Source organism: Streptomyces violens, assembly GCF_000717745.1.
GTDB lineage: Bacteria > Actinomycetota > Actinomycetes > Streptomycetales > Streptomycetaceae > Streptomyces > Streptomyces violens.
On sequence record NZ_JOBH01000003.1, the window covers coordinates 149628 to 167724 of the forward strand.

13 protein-coding genes are annotated in these 18097 nt (G+C 70.0%); 9 read left to right on the top strand and 4 right to left on the bottom strand.

Annotated elements, in window-relative coordinates:
* The first annotated feature begins 8 nt into the window (after positions 1–8).
* The 6 genes from IF04_RS0107275 to IF04_RS0107300 all read left to right on the top strand — a co-directional run bounded on the left by IF04_RS0107275 (position 9) and on the right by IF04_RS0107300 (position 10458).
* Positions 9–1412 (top strand): nucleobase:cation symporter-2 family protein, encoded by a 1404-nt coding sequence (locus IF04_RS0107275; RefSeq protein WP_030252601.1) that lies wholly within the window; start codon positions 9–11, stop codon positions 1410–1412.
* Between the two features lie 43 nt (positions 1413–1455).
* Complete coding sequence (locus tag IF04_RS0107280; protein WP_030252603.1) at positions 1456–2856, top strand: 8-oxoguanine deaminase; 1401 nt, start codon at positions 1456–1458, stop codon at positions 2854–2856.
* A 336-nt stretch (positions 2857–3192) separates the two neighbouring features.
* A complete protein-coding gene (locus IF04_RS0107285) occupies positions 3193–4623 on the top strand; it encodes a nucleobase:cation symporter-2 family protein (protein WP_037958602.1) in 1431 nt (476 codons plus the stop codon).
* A gap of 138 nt (positions 4624–4761) precedes the next feature.
* Positions 4762–6156: a nucleobase:cation symporter-2 family protein gene (locus IF04_RS0107290; RefSeq protein ID WP_051830821.1), complete on the top strand. Its 1395-nt coding sequence runs from the start codon at positions 4762–4764 to the stop codon at positions 6154–6156.
* Positions 6157–6355: 199 nt separating this feature from the next.
* Positions 6356–6751, top strand: a complete 396-nt coding sequence (locus tag IF04_RS39025; RefSeq protein ID WP_169746117.1) for an effector-associated constant component EACC1 — start codon at positions 6356–6358, stop codon at positions 6749–6751.
* Positions 6748–10458 (top strand): caspase, EACC1-associated type, encoded by a 3711-nt coding sequence (locus IF04_RS0107300; RefSeq protein WP_030252612.1) that lies wholly within the window; start codon positions 6748–6750, stop codon positions 10456–10458. The genes IF04_RS39025 and IF04_RS0107300 overlap by 4 nt, the downstream gene beginning before the upstream one ends.
* Before the next feature lie 61 nt (positions 10459–10519).
* Here IF04_RS0107300 and aceB read toward each other — a convergent pair whose 3' ends face one another.
* Together aceB and IF04_RS0107310 are read right to left on the bottom strand one after the other, a co-directional pair.
* Positions 10520–12160 (bottom strand): malate synthase A, encoded by a 1641-nt coding sequence (aceB, locus tag IF04_RS0107305; RefSeq protein WP_030252614.1) that lies wholly within the window; start codon positions 12158–12160, stop codon positions 10520–10522.
* A gap of 236 nt (positions 12161–12396) precedes the next feature.
* The gene (locus tag IF04_RS0107310; protein ID WP_030252617.1) at positions 12397–12990 is read right to left on the bottom strand and encodes a nucleotidyltransferase family protein; all 594 of its coding nucleotides are present in this window, start codon (positions 12988–12990) and stop codon (positions 12397–12399) included.
* A 502-nt stretch (positions 12991–13492) separates the two neighbouring features.
* Here IF04_RS0107310 and IF04_RS0107315 point away from each other — a divergent pair.
* On the top strand, positions 13493–13813 hold the full coding sequence (locus IF04_RS0107315) for a DUF5955 family protein (protein ID WP_106975566.1): 321 nt from the start codon (positions 13493–13495) through the stop codon (positions 13811–13813).
* A gap of 116 nt (positions 13814–13929) precedes the next feature.
* On the opposite strand, the gene IF04_RS0107320 is transcribed toward IF04_RS0107315, so the two are convergent.
* Entirely contained in the window at positions 13930–14730 is an 801-nt protein-coding gene (locus tag IF04_RS0107320; RefSeq protein WP_030252623.1) for an IclR family transcriptional regulator, read from the bottom strand.
* Between the two features lie 377 nt (positions 14731–15107).
* On the opposite strand from IF04_RS0107320, the gene IF04_RS0107325 reads away from it, so the two are divergent.
* On the top strand, positions 15108–15854 hold the full coding sequence (locus tag IF04_RS0107325) for an aspartate/glutamate racemase family protein (RefSeq protein WP_030252625.1): 747 nt from the start codon (positions 15108–15110) through the stop codon (positions 15852–15854).
* Positions 15855–16023: 169 nt separating this feature from the next.
* Positions 16024–17358 carry an allantoinase AllB gene (gene allB, locus IF04_RS0107330; protein ID WP_030252627.1) on the top strand — a complete coding sequence of 445 codons (1335 nt, stop codon included), beginning with the start codon at positions 16024–16026 and terminating at the stop codon, positions 17356–17358.
* 68 nt (positions 17359–17426) lie between these two features.
* On the opposite strand, the gene IF04_RS0107335 is transcribed toward allB, so the two are convergent.
* Complete coding sequence (locus IF04_RS0107335) at positions 17427–18080, bottom strand: thiaminase II/PqqC family protein (RefSeq protein WP_030252629.1); 654 nt, start codon at positions 18078–18080, stop codon at positions 17427–17429.
* Positions 18081–18097 lie beyond the last annotated feature (17 nt).

Genomic DNA, 18097 nt, shown 5'->3' on the forward strand with positions numbered 1-18097 from the left:
AACGACCCATGGCACAGCAATCGCACGTTGAGCACCACCCCGAAACCGACGTCCACCCGGTGGACGAGAAGCTGGGTCCCAAGCGGCTCGTCCCCGCCGCCCTCCAGCACATCGCCGCCATGTACGCCGGCGTGGTCACCCCTCCGCTCATCATCGGCCAGGCCGCCCACCTGGACTCGGCCGGCCAGACCCGGCTGATCGCCGCGAGCCTCCTCATCGCCGGGCTCGCCACCCTTCTGCAGACCCTGGGGATACGGAAGTTCGCCGGTAACCGGCTGCCGTTCGTGAACGCCGCCTCCTCGGCGGGCATCACGCCCATGCTCGCCATCGCGGAGATCACCTCCAAAGGGCACCAACTGCCCGCGATCTACGGCGCGGTCATGGTCGCCGGCGTCTTCTGCCTCGCCGTCGGCCCCTTCTTCGGCAAGCTGCTGAGGTTCTTCCCGCCGCTGGTCACCGGCGTCGTGATCACCCTCATCGGGGTGACGCTGATGCCCGTACCGGTCGGCTGGGCGCAGGGCGGCGACGCCAACGCCGCCGACCACGGCGACATGAAGTACCTGGCACTGGCCGGCTTCACGCTCGTCGTCATCCTGCTCATCCAGCGCTTCTTTCAGGGCTTCATCAAGCAGATCGCCCTCCTCCTCGGCCTGGTCATCGGCACCCTCGCCGCGATCCCCTTCGGTCTGGCGGACTTCTCCTCGATCCGCGAGGCGCCCATCGCCGCGCTGCCCACCCCCTTCGCCTTCGGTCCGCCCGAGTTCCAGCCCGCCGCGATCCTCTCGCTGTGCATCGTCATGCTCGTCCTGATGACCGAGTCCTCGGCCGGGATGCTGGCACTCGGCGAGATCTGCGACCGCGAGTGCACCGGCAGGACCATCACCCGTGGTCTGCGCACGGACGGCATCGCGACGCTCATCGGACCGATCTTCGGCGGCTTCCCCACCAGCGCCTTCGCGCAGAACGTCGGCGTCGTCTCGCTCACGAAGGTACGCAGCCGCTACGTCGTCGCCGTCGCGGGCGGCGCCCTCATCGTGCTCGGCGCCTTCCCCGTGCTCGGCGCGGTCGTCTCGCTGGTCCCGATGCCCGTGCTCGGCGGCGCCGGCATCGTCCTCTTCGGCTCCATCGCGGTCAGCGGCATCCGCACGCTCTCCGAAGCGGGCCTGGACGACAGCTCCAACATCATCCTCGTGGCCGTCTCGCTGGGCGCCGGCATCATCCCGCTCGCCGCGCCGACGTTCTACGCGGACTTCCCGGCCTGGGCACAGACCGTCCTCGGCTCCGGCATCAGCGCCGGCGCGCTGGTCGCGGTCCTGCTCAACCTGTTCTTCCACCATCTCGGCACCCGGAGCACCCCACCGGCGGCAGTCCTGTCAGCTGCGTCGTCCGGCTCCGGCACTCAAATTCCCTAGGGTCCTGCCGTGCCCAGTCAGCGACAGAGTGAAGGAAGACCCCATGGCAGCACCGGCAACCCCTGACAGCGCGGTCGCGCGCATCATCATCGAGAACTGCGCGATCGCGACCGTCGACGCGGACGACACCGAGTACGCGAGCGGACACGTCGTCATCGCCGGCAACCGGATCGAGTCGGTGGGCGCGGGACCCGCGCCCGAGGGCCTGGAAGGTGTCGTACGCCGTATCGACGGCACCGGCCACCTGCTCACCCCCGGCCTGGTCAACACGCACCACCACTTCTACCAGTGGATCACCCGCGGCCTCGCGACCGACCACAACCTCTTCAACTGGCTGGTCGCGCTCTACCCCACCTGGGCCCGCATCGACGAGCCGATGGCGGCGGCGGCCGCGCAGGGTTCGCTGGCGATGATGGCCCGCGGCGGTGTCACCACCGCCATGGACCACCACTACGTCTACCCGCGCGGCTCCGGCGACCTCTCGGGCGCCATCATCAAGGCCGCGTCCGACATGGGCGTACGCTTCACCCTCGCCCGCGGTTCGATGGACCGCGGCGAGTCGGACGGCGGGCTGCCGCCGGACTTCGCGGTGGAGTCCCTGGAGGGCGCGCTCGCGGCCACCGAGGAGACCATCGACCGGCACCACGACGCCTCCTTCGACGCGATGACGCAGATCGCCGTCGCGCCGTGCTCGCCGTTCTCGGTCACCACCGACCTCCTCAAGCAGGGCGCCGAACTGGCCCGCCGCAAGGGAGTACGCCTCCACACCCACGGCAGCGAGACCGTGGAGGAGGAGAAGTTCTGCCACGAGCTGTTCGGCATGGGCCCGACGGACTACTTCGAGTCCACCGGCTGGCTCGGTGAGGACGTGTGGATGGCGCACTGCGTCCACATGAACGACTCGGACATCGCGGCGTTCGCCCGTACCCGTACGGGCGTCGCGCACTGCCCGTCGTCCAACGCGCGCCTCGCGGCCGGCATCGCCCGGGTACCGGACATGCTCGCGGCCGGCGTCCCGGTCGGCCTCGGCGTGGACGGCACCGCCTCCAACGAGTCCGGCGAGCTGCACACCGAACTGCGCAACGCGCTGCTCATCAACCGCCTCGGCCCGCACCGCGAGGCCGCCCTGAATGCCCGTCAGGCGCTGCGCCTGGGCACGTACGGCGGCGCAGAGGTGCTCGGCCGGGCCGGCCAGATCGGCTCGGTGGAGGCCGGCAAGCTCGCCGACCTGGTGCTGTGGAAGCTGGACGGCCTCGGCCACTCCACCATCGCCGACCCGGTCACCGCGCTGGTCTTCGGCGCGGCGGCCCCGGTGACCCTCTCGCTGGTCAACGGCGCGCCGGTGGTCGAGGACAACCGCCTCGTCACCGTCGACGAGGACGCCATCGCACGTACCGCGCGCGCCGAGTCCCAGCGGCTCGCCCGCATCGCCGCCGAGGGCTGACCCTCAGCGGTACGCACCTCCCGTACGGCCGACCAGTAAAGGCCGGCCCGTACGGCACACCTCAAGACTCGGCCGGGGGGGACGGCCCCCGGCTGAGCTTGTGGATCCGAGCGGGATCCACAAGCGCCGTGCCCCGGGGACGCGGGCAAGAACCCGCGTCCCCGGGCCGGTACCTCACCCGCTCTCCGCGTCACCACGCACCACCCCTCCACGCGCGCCATAAGCGCACAGCAGCACCCGCAACCGCACTCGCACCCGCACGGCATCACATGGCAGTCCCTCCGTGACAGGCTCGTGCCACCGGCCCGGTGGCACAGAAATCGAAGGAGGCCCGCAGTGGCCGCAACACCCGGGCAGCAAGTGGAGGGGGACCGGAAGCATCCGGTCGACGAGACCCTTCCGCCTTTCAAAATGTTCACCAGCGGCCTGCAGCACGTGGCCGCGATGTACGCGGGCGTGGTGGCCCCGCCGATGATCGTCGGGCCGGCCTGCGGGCTGAGCGCGACCGAGACGGCATTCCTGATGGGCGCCAGCCTCTTCACCGCTGGCATCGCCACCCTGCTGCAGACCCTCGGCTTCTGGAAGATCGGCGCGAAGCTGCCGTTCGTCAACGGCGTCTCGTTCGCGGGCGTCACCCCGATGGTCGCCATCGGCAAAGCGCAGAGCCCCGAGAACGCGCTGCCGATCATCTTCGGCGCGGTGATCGTCGCCGGTGTACTGGGCTTCGTCCTCGCCCCGTACTTCTCCAAGCTGGTCCGCTTCTTCCCGCCGGTCGTCACCGGCACCGTGATCACCCTGATCGGCGTCTCGCTCCTCCCGGTGGCCTTCAACTGGTCCCAGGGCGGCAACGCGGCGGCGCCGGACTACGGTTCGCTGACCAACATCGGTATGGCGGCGCTGACGTTCGTGATCGTGCTGGTACTCCGGCGCACCTTGCGCGGCTTCCTCCAGCAGATCTCCATCCTCCTGGGCCTGATCGCCGGCACGCTCATCGCGATACCGGTCGGCATCACCGACTTCAGTGTGATCACCAAGGCCGACATCGTCGGCTTCCCGACGCCCTTCCACTTCGGCGCCCCGCAGTTCGACATCGCCGCGATCATCTCGATGTGCATCGTGATGCTGGTCTGCATGACCGAGTCGACCGCCGACATGCTGGCGCTCGGGAAGATCGTCGGCCGGCCCGCCGATGAGCGCACCATCGAGGGCGGCCTGCGCGCCGACACCCTCGGCACCGCGATCAGCCCGCTCTTCAACGGCTTCGCGTGCAGCGCGTTCGCGCAGAACATCGGCCTGGTCGCGATGACCAAGGTACGCAGCCGCTTCGTCGTGGCGGCCGGCGGTCTGATCCTGATCGTCCTCGGCCTCTGCCCGATCGCCGCGTCCGTCATCTCGCTCGTACCGCTGCCGGTACTGGGCGGCGCGGGCATCGTGCTCTTCGGTTCGGTCGCCGCCAGCGGCATCCAGACGCTGTCGACGGCGGCGCTGGAGAAGGGGGAGAACGCGCTGATCGTCGCGGCGGCCGTCGGCATCGGCCTGATACCGATCGCGGCGCCCGAGTTCTACCACAATTTCCCCAAGGATCTGCTGGTCGTCCTGGACTCCGGCATCTCCACGGGCTGTCTCGTCGCCATCGTCCTCAACCTGCTCTTCAACCACCTTCGCGCAGGCCGTGAAGGTGAACAGCAGGGGACGGAAGGGCATCTGGAGGAAGGAATTCCGGCGCAGAGGTCGGCAGAAGGGTCTTCCGCTGCCGGGGTGCACTGACGTAACGTCGTGCCGCCCAGCGCATGACGGAAGTTACTTTCCAGTCTTGAGGCCGGTCCTGCCGTGGCCGCTCCGTACCGTACGGAGCCCAGGGCGGGGCCGGCCGCATCCCGTTACGAGACGGAAGAAGCGCCACCCATGAGTTCTGCCCGCGTCCCGTCCGACGCCCCCGCACCACCCGCGGCCGACGCCGCCGCCGTTCACCCCGTCGACGAGGTGCTGCCCGCGGGCCGCATGCTCGTCGCGAGCCTGCAGCATGTCGCCTCGATGTACGCCGGTGCCGTCTCCGTACCGCTCGTGGTCGCGGTCGCGGCGAAGATGTCCGCCGCCGACACCGCGGTCCTCATGGGCGGCAGCCTCCTCATGGCCGGCATCGCCACCCTCCTCCAGACCCTCGGCATCGGCAACTTCATCGGTTCCAAGCTGCCGTTCGTCAACGGCGTCTCCTTCGCGGGCGTCGGCGTGATGCTGACGATCCTCACCACTCAGGGCGGCGTAAAGGCAGGCATGCCCGTCGTCTTCGGCGCCATCATCGTCTCCAGCCTCTTCGGCTTCCTGGTGAGCTCCTACTTCTCCCGCCTGGTGCGCTTCTTCCCGCCGGTCGTCACCGGCTCGGTCATCCTCCTCATCGGCGTCTCACTGATCCCCGTCGCGTACGACTGGATCGTGGACGGCTCGTCGACCGGCACCCCGCACCCCGAGAACATCGCCCTGGCCGCCGCCACGATCCTGGTGATGCTGCTCCTCCAGCGCTTCACCCGCGGCTTCCTGAAGCAGATCAGCATGCTCTTCGCGATGCTCTTCGGCACGCTGCTCGCGATCCCGATGGGCCTCGCCGACTTCTCCAAGCTCGACGACGCGGCCCTGTTCGGCATCCCGACCCCACTCCACTTCGGCGCGCCCCAGTTCTCCGTCCCCGCGATCATCTCCATGTGCGTCGTCATGCTGGTGATCCTCACGGAATCGACCGCCGACATGATCGCCCTGGGCAAGATCGTCGACAAGGAAGTCGACGAGAAGACCATCGCCCGCGGCCTGCGCGCCGACAGCCTCGGCTCCGCGCTCAGCCCGCTCTTCAACGCCTTCCACGCCAGCGCGTTCGCGCAGAACATCGGCCTGGTCGTGATCTCCAACGTCCGCAGCCGCTTCGTCGTCGCCCTGAGCGGCGGCCTCCTCGTCCTGATCGGCCTCAGCCCGGCCGCCGCCGCCCTGATCTCGGTCGTCCCCATGCCGGTACTGGCCGCCGTCAGCCTCTTCCTCTTCGGCTCCATCGCCGTCAGCGGCATCCAGACCCTGCTCCAGGCCGACCTGCACCGCGGCGACAACGCCCTGATCGTCGTCATCACCCTGGGCGCGGGCCTCGCCCCGGCTCTCTCGGACGGCTTCTACAACGCCTTCCCCTCCTGGGCCCAGATCGTCCTCGGCTCCGGCATCTCCACCGGCTGCCTCCTGGCCGTCACCCTGAACCTGGTCTTCAACCACCTGGGCAAGCGAGCCGGCACGCCAACGGAGGAGCCCGCACCGGCACACTGACCCGCACCGACGGGCACCGGATCACCGGCGGGCAGGGACGCGTGGGGTGTCCCGGCCCGCCGGCTTGCCATTGCCTTCTTCCGAATGCCGCCCAAGCTGCATCGCCCCATACGGACGACCCGACGTGGTCTCGGGCAATACAGTGATCATTCGACATGGTCATTGCCAAAGTGGCTGAGAACAGAGGGGGTTGGAGCAGATGGCCCACGCGGACGACATGCTGCGGGTAGAGGTGACAGGTGCGGATCCCAGCCACGCGGAGCGGGAGGCACGGGAGCTGCGTGACCTGCTGCGGCAGCTGGACGGCGTGGACGCTCGCTTCGCCCATGCCGCCGGGGCCGGGCAGGCCACGGACGGCGCGAAGGGACCGTTGCTCAGCCCAGAGGTAGTGCTCCTCGTCGCGGGAGGCGCTCTCGGCGTAGTGCGGACGGCCATCAAGGGATGGGTGGAGGTCCGCAAGAGCCGAGGGGCCCGGATCGAGCACCCCGACGGTACGGTGCTGGAACTGCGGGGTGGTGTCTCCGGCCGCGAGCTCAAGAAACTCCGCGATCAGGACCGCCCCGACGGAGACGCGTCGCGTGGAGAGGCCCGGTGAGCCGGAATCACGCTCTGCTCATCGGTACTGCCCTGTACGAGGACGAGACCTACCCCGCGTTACCCTCCGTCCGCGCTGACGTTCACTTCCTGAGCCAGGTACTCGAACTACCGGCCGTCGGACGTTACGAAAAGTGCGAGCGGGTCGAGGACTCGACCAAGACTGTTGTCCGGCAGGAAGTCGAGAGGTTTCTGAACGACCGGGAACCGGACGAACTGGTCGTCGTCTACCTCAGCGGCCACGGTGCGTACGACCAGGAGGACGGTCAGCTCTACTTCGTCGCCGCGGACACACGAGCGGACCGGTTGCCGCAGACGGGCGTTTCCGCCGCGTATCTCACGGAGCAGCTGGAGGCATGTGCGGCACGCCGGAAGGTACTGGTCCTGGACTGCTGCTTCAGTGGCCGGGCGGTACAGGGCTTCCGGAGCAAGGGCCCGACCGAGGAACGCGCGGTGCCCGTCATCGAGGCCAGCGGTGTTTATGTCCTTACCGCTTCTCAGCAGTGGGAGGCGGCTTACACCGCGGCGGTTGATCAGCCGTCCCAGTTCACCAAGGCGATGGTGGACGGCCTTCACTCGGGGCGCGCGGACACCGACAGCGACGGCATGGTGTCGGCGGACGACCTCTTCCGGTATGTCAGCCGCGCGATGAAAGACGCTCCCGACGGCAGGCGCCAGACACCGACCAAGTCCAGTCTGCATGTGACAGGAGATGTGTATCTCGCACGCTCCGCTGTCGGGAAGCAGGTGCCGAGGCTCGAACCGCTGCCCACCACTGGCCCCGCGTCGGCGGACAGTCCTGGCGTGGCGCCCCTGCCGCCGGCCAAGGAAGCCGCGACGGAGCACGACGACACGGCGTTCGACGCCGCCGACTGGGAGCGGCTCCTCACGTACTACCTGAACTGCCTGCACTACGAAGCCAGCAATGACGACATGCTGGCCCTGAACGGTGCTGACCCGCCCCGCGCGCTGTGGCCCGCCGGTAAGGAAGTACTGCTGTCGGGGGAGACGACCTCCGTGCCCGCGCCGCAGCCCATTGCGGAACTCGCCGAGCAGGCACGCAAGGACGGAGCCGATCTCTGGTACGGCTACCCGACGGTTGTCGTCTTCGAGGGGCGTCAGCAGAAATGCGCCCCACTGGTGATGCAGCAGATCGAGGTCACCCAGGACGAACGGGGCTGTGACACTGTCGTGCCCAGTGGCCCGGTCGTGCCACACCCGGCACTGGTACTGGAACGGCTCGGCAGGGACGAGGGGCTGGACCTCTTGTCGGGTTTCCAGCCGGGGTGGCGGCCCGGTTTCCGGGACGACATGATGCGTGAACTCCGTGCTCTGCTCCAGCAACTGAACCTGTCGGACACCGAACACCTCGACCCCGGTGCACTGGGGAGCGGGGACTCGTTGCGGTCCGCTCACGAGGGAGCGCGCAACCTTGCCCTTGTGTATGCCGTACGCGCGGATTCGCCCGCTGCGCGGCGGCTCGCCAAGGACTACGCCACGATGCGCAGCCAGATCGGCGGATTCGCGGGCACTGCCTTGGGCGCTCTCGCCGAAGGAAGCCAACCGGATGACGATGCCGAGCGGGACGTACAGATCGTGTCGCCGCTACCGCTGAATGAAGGCCAGGAAGCCGTCATCAGAGCGGCACTGACTCGTCGGCTCACAGTGGCCACGGGCCCGCCCGGCACCGGCAAGACACAGCTCATCGTCAATACGGTGGCCACGGCGAGGGCGGCCGGGAAGACCGTCCTGGTCGCATCGACCAACAACAAGGCGGTCGACGAGGTCTGGGAGCGATGCGAAGAGCTCATGCCGGGGCTGGTCGTACGCACCGGCAGTCCCTCGGGCGAGCGCAACAATATCGAGGCCGAGCTGTCCAGCCTGCAGCAGCTCGCTCGCAGCGCTCCGCCGGTCGGGTCATCCGCTATGCAGCGTGGGGAGGTGCGCAACCGGCAGCGGGCACGGGACGACGAGCGGCGGAGCCTTGCGGCGGTGGCACGGCGTGAGCGGACACTGGCCGATCTCGGTCGAAGGCGTCATGCCTACGCCGATCGGCAGAAGTGCGATGTGCCGGCGCTGGTCGGAGGGCTGGGGGACGACGAGCAGCTCGCCCGTTGGCAGCGTACGGCGCGCAGGGCAGCACGGGCATGGCTCTTCGGAGCGCTGCGACGCAGGCGCGCGCTGCGCAAGCTGGGCCCGTTGCCCGTAGAAGCCCAGGACAAGGACGGCTTCGCGCGCCTCGTTGCCTTCGTGCAGGATCAGACCGACTGGCTGCGGCTCACGCGCGAGGCCGAAGCCGAACCGGACGACGGCCAGTTGCTTGCCGGACTACGTGCTGCCGATCAGTCTGCGCAGGAAGCAGCGGTCGGACTTCTCCAGGCCTTGGTGCCGGAGCAGGCTGCAGCCGGGCGGGGGCTCATCGCGGACCGGATCGAGGCGGTACTGCAGCGGTCGCCGCGTGAATGGGCGACGCTCGACCGCGTGCTGCCCTACGTACCGGGGTGGGCCGTCACCACGAGGTCCGTCAGGCCGCGTTTCAGGGATCGTGCCGGACTCTTCGACCTGGTGATCGTGGACGAGGCGACGCAGTGCTCCACGATGGACGTGCTGCCGCTGTTGTTCCGCGCCCGTCAAGCGCTCGTGATCGGGGACCCGATGCAGTTGCCTCCGATCACGCGGATGCAGCCGCAGCAGGAGGCGCAGGCACGCAAGGCGGCGGGGGTGAGGGCCAGCTGGCTGGACGAGCACCGTCTGGAGCATCGTCAGTACTCCTCGTTCCACGCGGCGGCGCACGCCGCAGGCCGGCCGCTGCTGCTGGACGAGCACTTCCGGTGCCATCCCGACATCGTCGGGGTCTCGAACCAGCATTGCTACGGGGGACGCCTGACGGTGCTCACCGATCCGGAGGGGCTGCAGAGCCTTGACGGGATTGAGGCCGTCCGCTGGCGTCATGTGAGCGGTGTCGCTATGCGCGGGCGGAACGGCTCCTGGATCAACAGCGAGGAGGCGGACCAGGTCCGCAAATCGGTCGAGTGGCTGCTGAAGAACTTGCCGGGTGAGTCGACCATTGGCGTCGTCACTCCCTTCCGGGCTCAGAAGGAACTGATCACGGGACTCCTGGCGGACGAGCCGCGCGTTCGCGTGGGCACAGTGCACACCTTCCAGGGGGGCCAGCAGAACGTCATGCTCTTGTCCCTTGTCGCCGGTGAGCAGATGGCGCCTCGATCGGTGAACTGGCTGTGCCGCGAGGTGAATCTGTGGAATGTGGCCATCACCCGCGCCCGCTCACATTTGATCGTGTTCGGCGATCAGGGCTTCTGGACGGAGCGCAGTGGAATGCCTCGTGCCCTGCTCGCGGCTGCGTCGGGTGAGCCCTCACTGCCGTACGGGGCCGTGGAACAGGATGAGGAACGGGTGCTGGTGACGGACCGGCTCCAGGAACTCCTCGCAGAGGCTGCGCCAGATGCCCTGCTCGACCGCGAAGGAACGGCGGACGGTTATCCGTTCGACCTCGCGGTGCGACGGAACGACGACCGGTTCAACCTCCGCCTGGACCACGGGTGGTCCGCCGGTGACGGCCACGACCCGGCACGTCACCTGCGGCTGCAGCTGCTCCGGACGGCTTTGCTGCCGTCCGGAGTCAGGGTGCCCGCTTGGCATGTCTGGGACGGCCGAGCGGCGGAGCCGGCGGCCAGGCCGAAGGCATGACCCGACAGGGCGGGAGGCCCCGGGCGCGACAGACAGTGGCCGCGCCCGGGGACGGACCTGGTCAGTCCAGGAGTTCGTACGCCGGGAGGGTGAGGAAGGCGGCGTAGTTGGTGTCGAGGGAGACCTGGAGGAGGAGGTCGTGGGCCTGCTGCCACTTGCCGGTGGTGAAGGCTTCCTCGCCCACCTCCTTGCGGATGGCGGCCAGTTCCTCGTCGGCGATGCGGCGGACCAGGTCGGCGGTGACCTTTTCGCCCTCGTGGCCGGGCTCCTCGAAGACGACGCCCGCGTCGACCCACTGCCAGATCTGGGAGCGGGAGATCTCCGCGGTGGCCGCGTCCTCCATCAGGCCGAAGATGGCGACGGCGCCGAGGCCGCGCAGCCAGGCCTCGATGTAGCGGGTGCCGACCTGGACCGCGTCGACCAGGCCCTGGTAGGTGGGCTTGGCGTCGAGGGAGTCGATGGCGATCAGGTCGGCGGCGGAGACGGAGACGTCCTCGCGGAGGCGCTCCTTCTGGTTCGGCGCCTCGCCGAGGACCGCGTCGAAGGAGGCGCGGGCGATCGGGACCAGGTCGGGGTGGGCGACCCAGGAGCCGTCGAAGCCGTCGCCGGCCTCGCGGTCCTTGTCGTTCTTGACCTTGGCGAGCGCCTTCTCGTTGGCCTCGGGGTCCCGGCGGTTCGGAATGAAGGCCGCCATGCCGCCGATCGCGTGCGCGCCGCGCTTGTGGCACGTACGGACGAGGAGTTCGGTGTACGCGCGCATGAACGGGGCCGTCATCGTGACCGCGTTGCGGTCCGGGAGGACGAACTTGGCGCCGCCGTCACGGAAGTTCTTCACGATCGAGAAGAGGTAGTCCCAGCGGCCGGCGTTCAGGCCGGAGGCGTGGTCGCGGAGCTCGTAGAGGATCTCCTCCATCTCGTACGCCGCGGTGATCGTCTCGATGAGGACCGTGGCGCGGATGGTGCCCTGCGGCACGCCGACGTAGTCCTGCGCGAAGACGAAGATCTCGTTCCAGAGGCGGGCCTCCAGGTGCGACTCCGTCTTGGGCAGGTAGAAGTACGGGCCCTTGCCAAGGTCGAGGAGACGCTTTGCGTTGTGGAAGAAGTAGAGGCCGAAGTCGACGAGGGCACCGGGCACGGGCTTACCGTCGAGCTGGAGGTGGCGCTCGTCGAGGTGCCAGCCGCGGGGGCGCATCACGACGGTCGCGAGCTCCTCGGCGGGCTTGAGCGCGTACGACTTGCCGCTGCGCTCGTCGGTGAAGTCGATCCGGCGCTCGTACGCGTCGATCAGGTTGAGCTGGCCGAGGACGACGTTCTCCCAGGTGGGAGCGGAGGCGTCCTCGAAGTCGGCGAGCCAGACCTTCGCGCCCGAGTTGAGCGCGTTGATGGTCATCTTCCGGTCGGTGGGACCGGTGATCTCCACCCGGCGGTCGTTGAGGGCCGCGGGGGCCTCGGCGACCTTCCAGGAGTCGTCCGCGCGGATGTGCGCGGTCTCGGGAAGGAAGTCCAGGGTGCTGGTGCGGGCGATCTCCGCGCGGCGCTCGTCGCGGCGGGCGAGGAGTTCGTCGCGGCGGGGGGTGAACCGGCGGTGCAGCTCAGCCACAAAGGCCAGGGCGGCCTCGGTGAGGACCTCGCCCTGACGCGCAGGGACCTTGTCGGGGCCGACTTCGACGATGGCCAGCGGGGACGGCGCTGGTGCGGACATGGGCTGTCACTCCATTCAGCAGCGGTGCCTTGACGGCCGCCGGGGCGCCCTGGCGGCACTGGGTGCCGAGGGCTCCGAGATACGGTCGCGGGCGCCGTCTGGGGTTCAGGGCGCTTCTGACCAGTGGAGAGTAGTTTCCTTATGGCGGAAGTTCAATGGTTTGTTGACGTCGAGATTCTTTTGATCGACAGATGAGGTGATCGAATGGCGCTGAGTGCCATCGTGGTCACGCTCCATTACCGTCCGGGCCCCCGTCCAGCGGTGCCGAGCCGGGGCAGGTCGGCCGGTGTGTCGATGTCGTACGGCTCGGCCACGTCCGCGCACTCGACGAGCGTGAGGGCGTCCGCGTGCGCCGCGAGATAGTCCCGTGCGCCCCGGTCGCCCGTCGCGCCCGCCGCGACCGCGGCCCAGCGTTCCGCGCCGAAAAGGACCGGGTGCCCGCGCCGCCCCTCGTACACCGCCGCCGCCAGATCCGCGCCCGCCTCGTACGCCGCCACCAGCCGGGCCACCGCCGCGGACCCGATGCCCGGCTGGTCGACGAGGGAGACCAGTACGGCGCCCGCGCCCGTACCGGCCAGCGAGGCGAGACCCGCCCGGAGCGAGCTGCCCATGCCCTGCGCCCAGTCCGGGTTCTCGGTGACCGCGTACCCGGACAGCTCGGCCCGCGCGCGTACCGTGTCCGCCGCCGCGCCCAGCACGATGTGCACCGGGCCGCAGCCGCCCTCCCGCAGCACCCGCGCGGCGTTCTCGACCAGCGGCCGGCCGCGGAAGTCCAGCAGCGCCTTGGGGCGCCCGCCCAGCCGCCGCCCGCCGCCGGCCGCGAGCAGCAGGCCGGCGACGGGGGGCCGCCCGGCCTCCGTGGGCGGGGTGGCCGGGGGAGTGGTGGGGTGCGCGTCCGCGCCGGAGGCCGTCATGGGGCCGGTCATGGGGTCGGTCATGGGGCCTGCTTACCGCATCACGGCGCATCGCAGCACATACCGTCGTACGTACCGGACAGTGCGCCCGGCGCACCACGGGCGCGGGCCGGAAGTCAAACGACATCCGGAGCGACGGCGATTCTGCGACAGATTTGTCCGCGGGCACGAGGCGAACGGCGCCGGTCACGGTCGTGACGCTCCCGGCCGCGGGGGCGCCGGACCCGGGTGGAGCGCCGGACGGGCCGGTCGGGCGTCATGTGCCGGCTGGTGAAGGGTCCAACTGAATTTCGCTCTCCGTATGGCGCGAATAGCGCACCGTGGCGTTAACTGATCCGCGGCTTCCCGATGGAGCGGGGCCGGGTGAGGGGGCGATGAGGTGCGGTGCGAACCAACGGCCGTGGAGGGTGCCGTCGTTGTGGAGCAGTGGCAGAGGCAGAGGGCGAGGCAGGAGACCGGGGTCGAGGACGACCCGCGGGTCGAAGCGCTGCGCGTGGCCGTCGCCAGGCTCCGCCGCGAGCTGGCCGGTTACCCGGCGGAGCTGCCCGACCGGGGCGTCGCCGAGGAGGAACTGGCCGCGCTGGACGCCATGGTGAGCGGCGGCACGCCGGAAGTGCCGCGGCTGCGCCGCTCCCTGCTGCTGATCGCGGGAGCGGTGGGCTCGGTCAGCGCGCTGTCGCCGACGCTCACCGAGGTACGCAAGGTCATCGACCTCTTCGGTGACATGCCGCGCGGCTGATTCCACAGCAGGACGAGTCCGTCAGACGTACGAGGCGGGGCGCGGGGGAATTAGCCCCGCGCCCCGCCTCGTATCTCTGCGACGCCCCGTGCTCCGCTACGCGGCCACTGGCTCCGCTACGCCGGGTTCTGGTTCGCCAGCGCCACCGACAGCTCGCGGGCGACCTCCTGGAGGACCGGCACGATCTTGTCCGTGGCGGCCTCGGTGACCCGGCCGGTCGGGCCGGAGATCGAGATGGCCGCGGCGGTCGGGGAGTCCGGGACCGGCACGGCGATGCAGCGCACGCCGATCTCCTGCTCGTTGTCGTCCACCGCGAAGCCCTGCCGGCCGACCTCTTCGAGGGCCGCCAGGAAGGCGTCCGGCTCGGTGATCGTCTTCTCGGTCGCGGCCGGCATGCCCGTACGGCCCAGCAGCGCGCGGACCTCCTCCGGCGGGTGGCCCGCCAGCAGCGCCTTGCCCACGCCCGTGGTGTGCGGCAGCACCCGCCGGCCGACCTCGGTGAACATGCGCACCGCGTGCCGGGACGGCACCTGCGCCACGTACACGATCTCGTCGCCGTCCAGCAGCGCCATGTTCGCCGTCTCGCCGGTCTCCTCGACCAGCCGGGCGAGGTAGGGGCGGGCCCAGGTGCCCAGCAGCCGCGCGGCGCTCTCGCCGAGGCGGATCAGGCGGGGGCCGAGCGCGTACCGGCGGTTGGGCTGCTGGCGTACGTAACCGCAGGCCACGAGCGTGCGCATCAAGCGGTGGATGGTCGGCAGCGGCAGTCCGCTGCTGGCCGACAGCTCGCTGAGACCCACTTCGCCGCCGGCATCTGCCATCCGTTCGAGCAGGTCGAAGGCGCGCTCGAGAGACTGGACGCCGCCGCTCGCGGCTGCGGGCTTGGCTGCGTCGGAAGTGCTGGCGCTGGACGACGGCACGTCGCGTTCCTTTCGGATCAGGTGGTGTCGGGCCCGGCGCGTGCAGAGGGGAATTCCGCGTCCGACCGGAGCAGCCTACCGGTCCCATCCTGTCGACACACTGTCTATCGCACAGTCGTTCCCGCCGGTCAGCCCCCGTTTGGCGGTGAACACGAGGGACGACCAGGGTCGACCGGGGTTACTCGCGAGAATCCCTTGACGGCCCTAGTGGGCAAAGCTACGTTCTGCAACGCGAAAGCTACTGCCCATTCTGTGGAATCCTCCAATTCACCGAAGCGCCGGGCCGCCCCCCTCGGAGCCCCCGCTGCCGGGCCCGTGTCCACCCCGGGCCGCCCCGTCGCGCTTCCCGGCCGAAGCCTCCGGCTTCCTGGAGCGTCATGCGCATTCTCGTCATGAATCCGAACACCACGGCCTCCATGACCGCATCGATCCGCGCCACCGCCACCGCCGTGGCGGCCCCCGGCACCGAGATCATCGCCACCGAACCGCTCTGGGGCCCGGAGTCGATCGAGGGTCACTTCGAGGGGTACCTCAGTGCCGCGGCCGTACTGGACCGGCTCACCACCCTCGACACCCCCTTCGACGCCCTGGTCATGGCCGGGTTCGGCGAGCCGGGCCGGGAGGGTGCCCAGGAGCTCCTGGACGTACCCGTCCTGGACATCACCGAGAGCGCCGCCCAGATGGCGATGATGCTCGGCCACTCCTACGGCGTCGTCACCACCCTCGACCGTGCCGTGCCGCAGATCAGTGACCGGCTGCTGACCGCGGGCCTGCTGCAGCGCTGCGCCGGCATCCGCGGCACCGGCCTCGGCGTGCTGGAGCTGGAGGAGGACGCGCGGCGGACCGAGCGGATCATCGTCGAGACGGCCCGCGAACTCGTCCGCGAGGGCGCCGAGGTGATCTGCCTGGGCTGCGGCGGGATGGCCGGGCTGCAGGAGAAGGTCGCGGCCGAGCTGGGCGTGCCGGTCGTCGACGGCGTCGCGGCGGCCGTGAAGTTCGCCGAGGCCGTGGTCGGCCTGGGGCTCACCACGAGTACGGTACGCAGCTTCGCCGCACCGCGCCCCAAGCGGATCGGCGGCTGGCCGATCAGCGGCCAGGCGTCGCAGCAGGCATCGCAGCGGTGACGCGAATTTTTCCGCGGAGACGTCAGGCATCTGACGTCTGATGACCGCCGCCGGAGGCTCCTGAAGGGTCTTGACGGGCCGCCGCCCGAAGTGAAGACTCTTCAACAGAAAGTTGAATTTCGCAGTGCGGAAATCCGCACTCGCGCCGAGCAAGAAGAAAGGGGACCGGGTGTCCGACGTACAGCTGGTGCTCCGCTCCACGCGGGTCATCACTCCGGAGGGGACGCGCGCGGCGTCCGTCACGGTCAGGGACGGCAGGATCGTCGAGGTACTGCCGCACGACGCCGAGCCCCCCGCCGGGGCGCGGGTCGAGGACTTCGGCGACGACGTCCTCCTCCCCGGGCTCGTCGACACCCACGTCCACGTCAACGACCCGGGCCGGACGGAGTGGGAGGGCTTCTGGACCGCCACCCGCGCGGCCGCGGCCGGCGGCATCACCACCCTCGTGGACATGCCGCTCAACAGCCTCCCGCCGACCACCACGGCCGAGAACCTCGACATCAAGCGTGACGTCGCCCGGTCCAAGGCGCACATCGACGTGGGCTTCTGGGGCGGTGCCATCCCGGGCAACGTCAAGGACCTGCGGCCGCTGTACGACGCCGGCGTCTTCGGCTTCAAGTGCTTCCTGTCGCCCTCCGGCGTGGACGAGTTCCCGCAGCTCGACCAGGAGCAACTGGCCGCGGCGCTGGGCGAGATCGCCGGCTTCGACGGCCTGCTCATCGTGCACGCGGAGGACCCGGGCCACCTGGAGAGCGCGCCGCCCGTCAGCGGCCCCAAGTACGCCGACTTCCTGGCCTCCCGCCCGCGCGTCTCCGAGAACGACGCGATCGCCGGCCTGATCACCCTGGCGAAGCGCCTCGACGCCCGCGTCCACGTCCTCCACCTCTCCTCCTCCGACGCACTGCCGCTGATCGCGGCAGCGAAGGCGGAGGGCGTCAAGCTCACGGTCGAGACCTGCCCGCACTTCCTCACGCTCACCGCCGAGGAGATCCCGGACGGCGCGACGGAGTTCAAGTGCTGCCCGCCGATCCGCGAGTCCGCGAACCAGGACGCGCTGTGGCAGGGCCTGGCCGACGGCACGATCGACTGCATCGTCTCCGACCACTCGCCCTCCACCACCGACCTGAAGACCCCGGACTTCGGCAACGCCTGGGGCGGCATCTCCTCCCTCCAGCTCGGCCTCCCCGCGATCTGGACGGCGGCCCGCGCCCGCGGCCACTCCCTGGAGGACGTGGTCCGCTGGATGGCGGCGGCCCCCGCCGCCCTGGTCGGCCTCGACCGGAAGGGCGCCATCGCCCCGGGCCGCGACGCCGACTTCGCGGTCCTCGCCCCGGACGAGACCTTCACGGTCGACCCGGCAGCCCTCCAGCACCGCAACAAGATCACGGCGTACGCGGGCAAGACCCTGCACGGCGTGGTCCGCTCCACCTGGCTCCGCGGCCAGAAGATCAACGACGCGGGCAACCTGAGCGAGCCGGTCGGCGAGCTGCTCGTACGGGACTGACGTACGGGACTGACGTAGGGACTGACGCACGGGGCGCGGCGGGCCACTGGCTCTGCCGCGCCCCGCCCTTATGCCAGCGTCTCCCAGAACATCAGCTCGTACGCCTGCAGATGCCGGCCGTACCGGTGGGCCAGTGGGAGGTCCAGCGTGCTGGAGTCCAGGCCGTGTTGGAGGGCTGTCAGGGTGCGGTCGGTCAGTTGTGGGGGTGGGGTGGCGAAGAAGTCGAAGAAGGCGCAGGCCTCGTCGGTGAAGCCGTAGCGGTGGCGCATGGCCTGGCCGACGGCGCGGCAGTAGTCGCCCCAGGCGGCGAAGTTGGCGGCGAGGGCCAGTACGGCATCGGCGGGCTCGGCGCCGAGGGCGAGCCAGGCCGCGTACGCCGGGTATGCCTGGCAGCCCGGTCGCGGTTCGTACGCCGCGGTCTCCTTCTCCGTCAGGCCGCAGGCCGCGGCGAGGGTGCGGACGTGCTCGAGCGCGATGCCCTCGCCGTCGGCGAGGAAGGTGAAGAACGCCGCGAGCGGTGGCTCGGCGGCGGCCCGGCCGGCGAGGTGGCGGAAGCTGCGCCGGTCCGAGGCGATGATGTGGTGCTGCTCCAGGGCGAGCGCGGCGAAGACCTCGCGCGGCGCCTCACCTGCGGCGATGGCCGGTACGAGGGGATTGGCGTCGGCTGCGGGGGTCAGCTCCCGCACGGCGGAGTCGAGGACATCGATCGCGGAACGGGCCATGGGCGGCCTCCTCGGCG

Coding starts and splice junctions, on each gene's coding strand:
- IF04_RS0107275 (WP_030252601.1), top strand. CDS start 9: ATGGCACAGCAATCGCACGTTGAGCACCACCCCGAAACCGACGTCCAC.
- IF04_RS0107280 (WP_030252603.1), top strand. CDS start 1,456: ATGGCAGCACCGGCAACCCCTGACAGCGCGGTCGCGCGCATCATCATC.
- IF04_RS0107290 (WP_051830821.1), top strand. CDS start 4,762: ATGAGTTCTGCCCGCGTCCCGTCCGACGCCCCCGCACCACCCGCGGCC.
- IF04_RS39025 (WP_169746117.1), top strand. CDS start 6,356: ATGGCCCACGCGGACGACATGCTGCGGGTAGAGGTGACAGGTGCGGAT.
- aceB (WP_030252614.1), bottom strand. CDS start 12,160: ATGTCCGCACCAGCGCCGTCCCCGCTGGCCATCGTCGAAGTCGGCCCC.
- IF04_RS0107325 (WP_030252625.1), top strand. CDS start 15,108: ATGCGCATTCTCGTCATGAATCCGAACACCACGGCCTCCATGACCGCA.
- IF04_RS0107335 (WP_030252629.1), bottom strand. CDS start 18,080: ATGGCCCGTTCCGCGATCGATGTCCTCGACTCCGCCGTGCGGGAGCTG.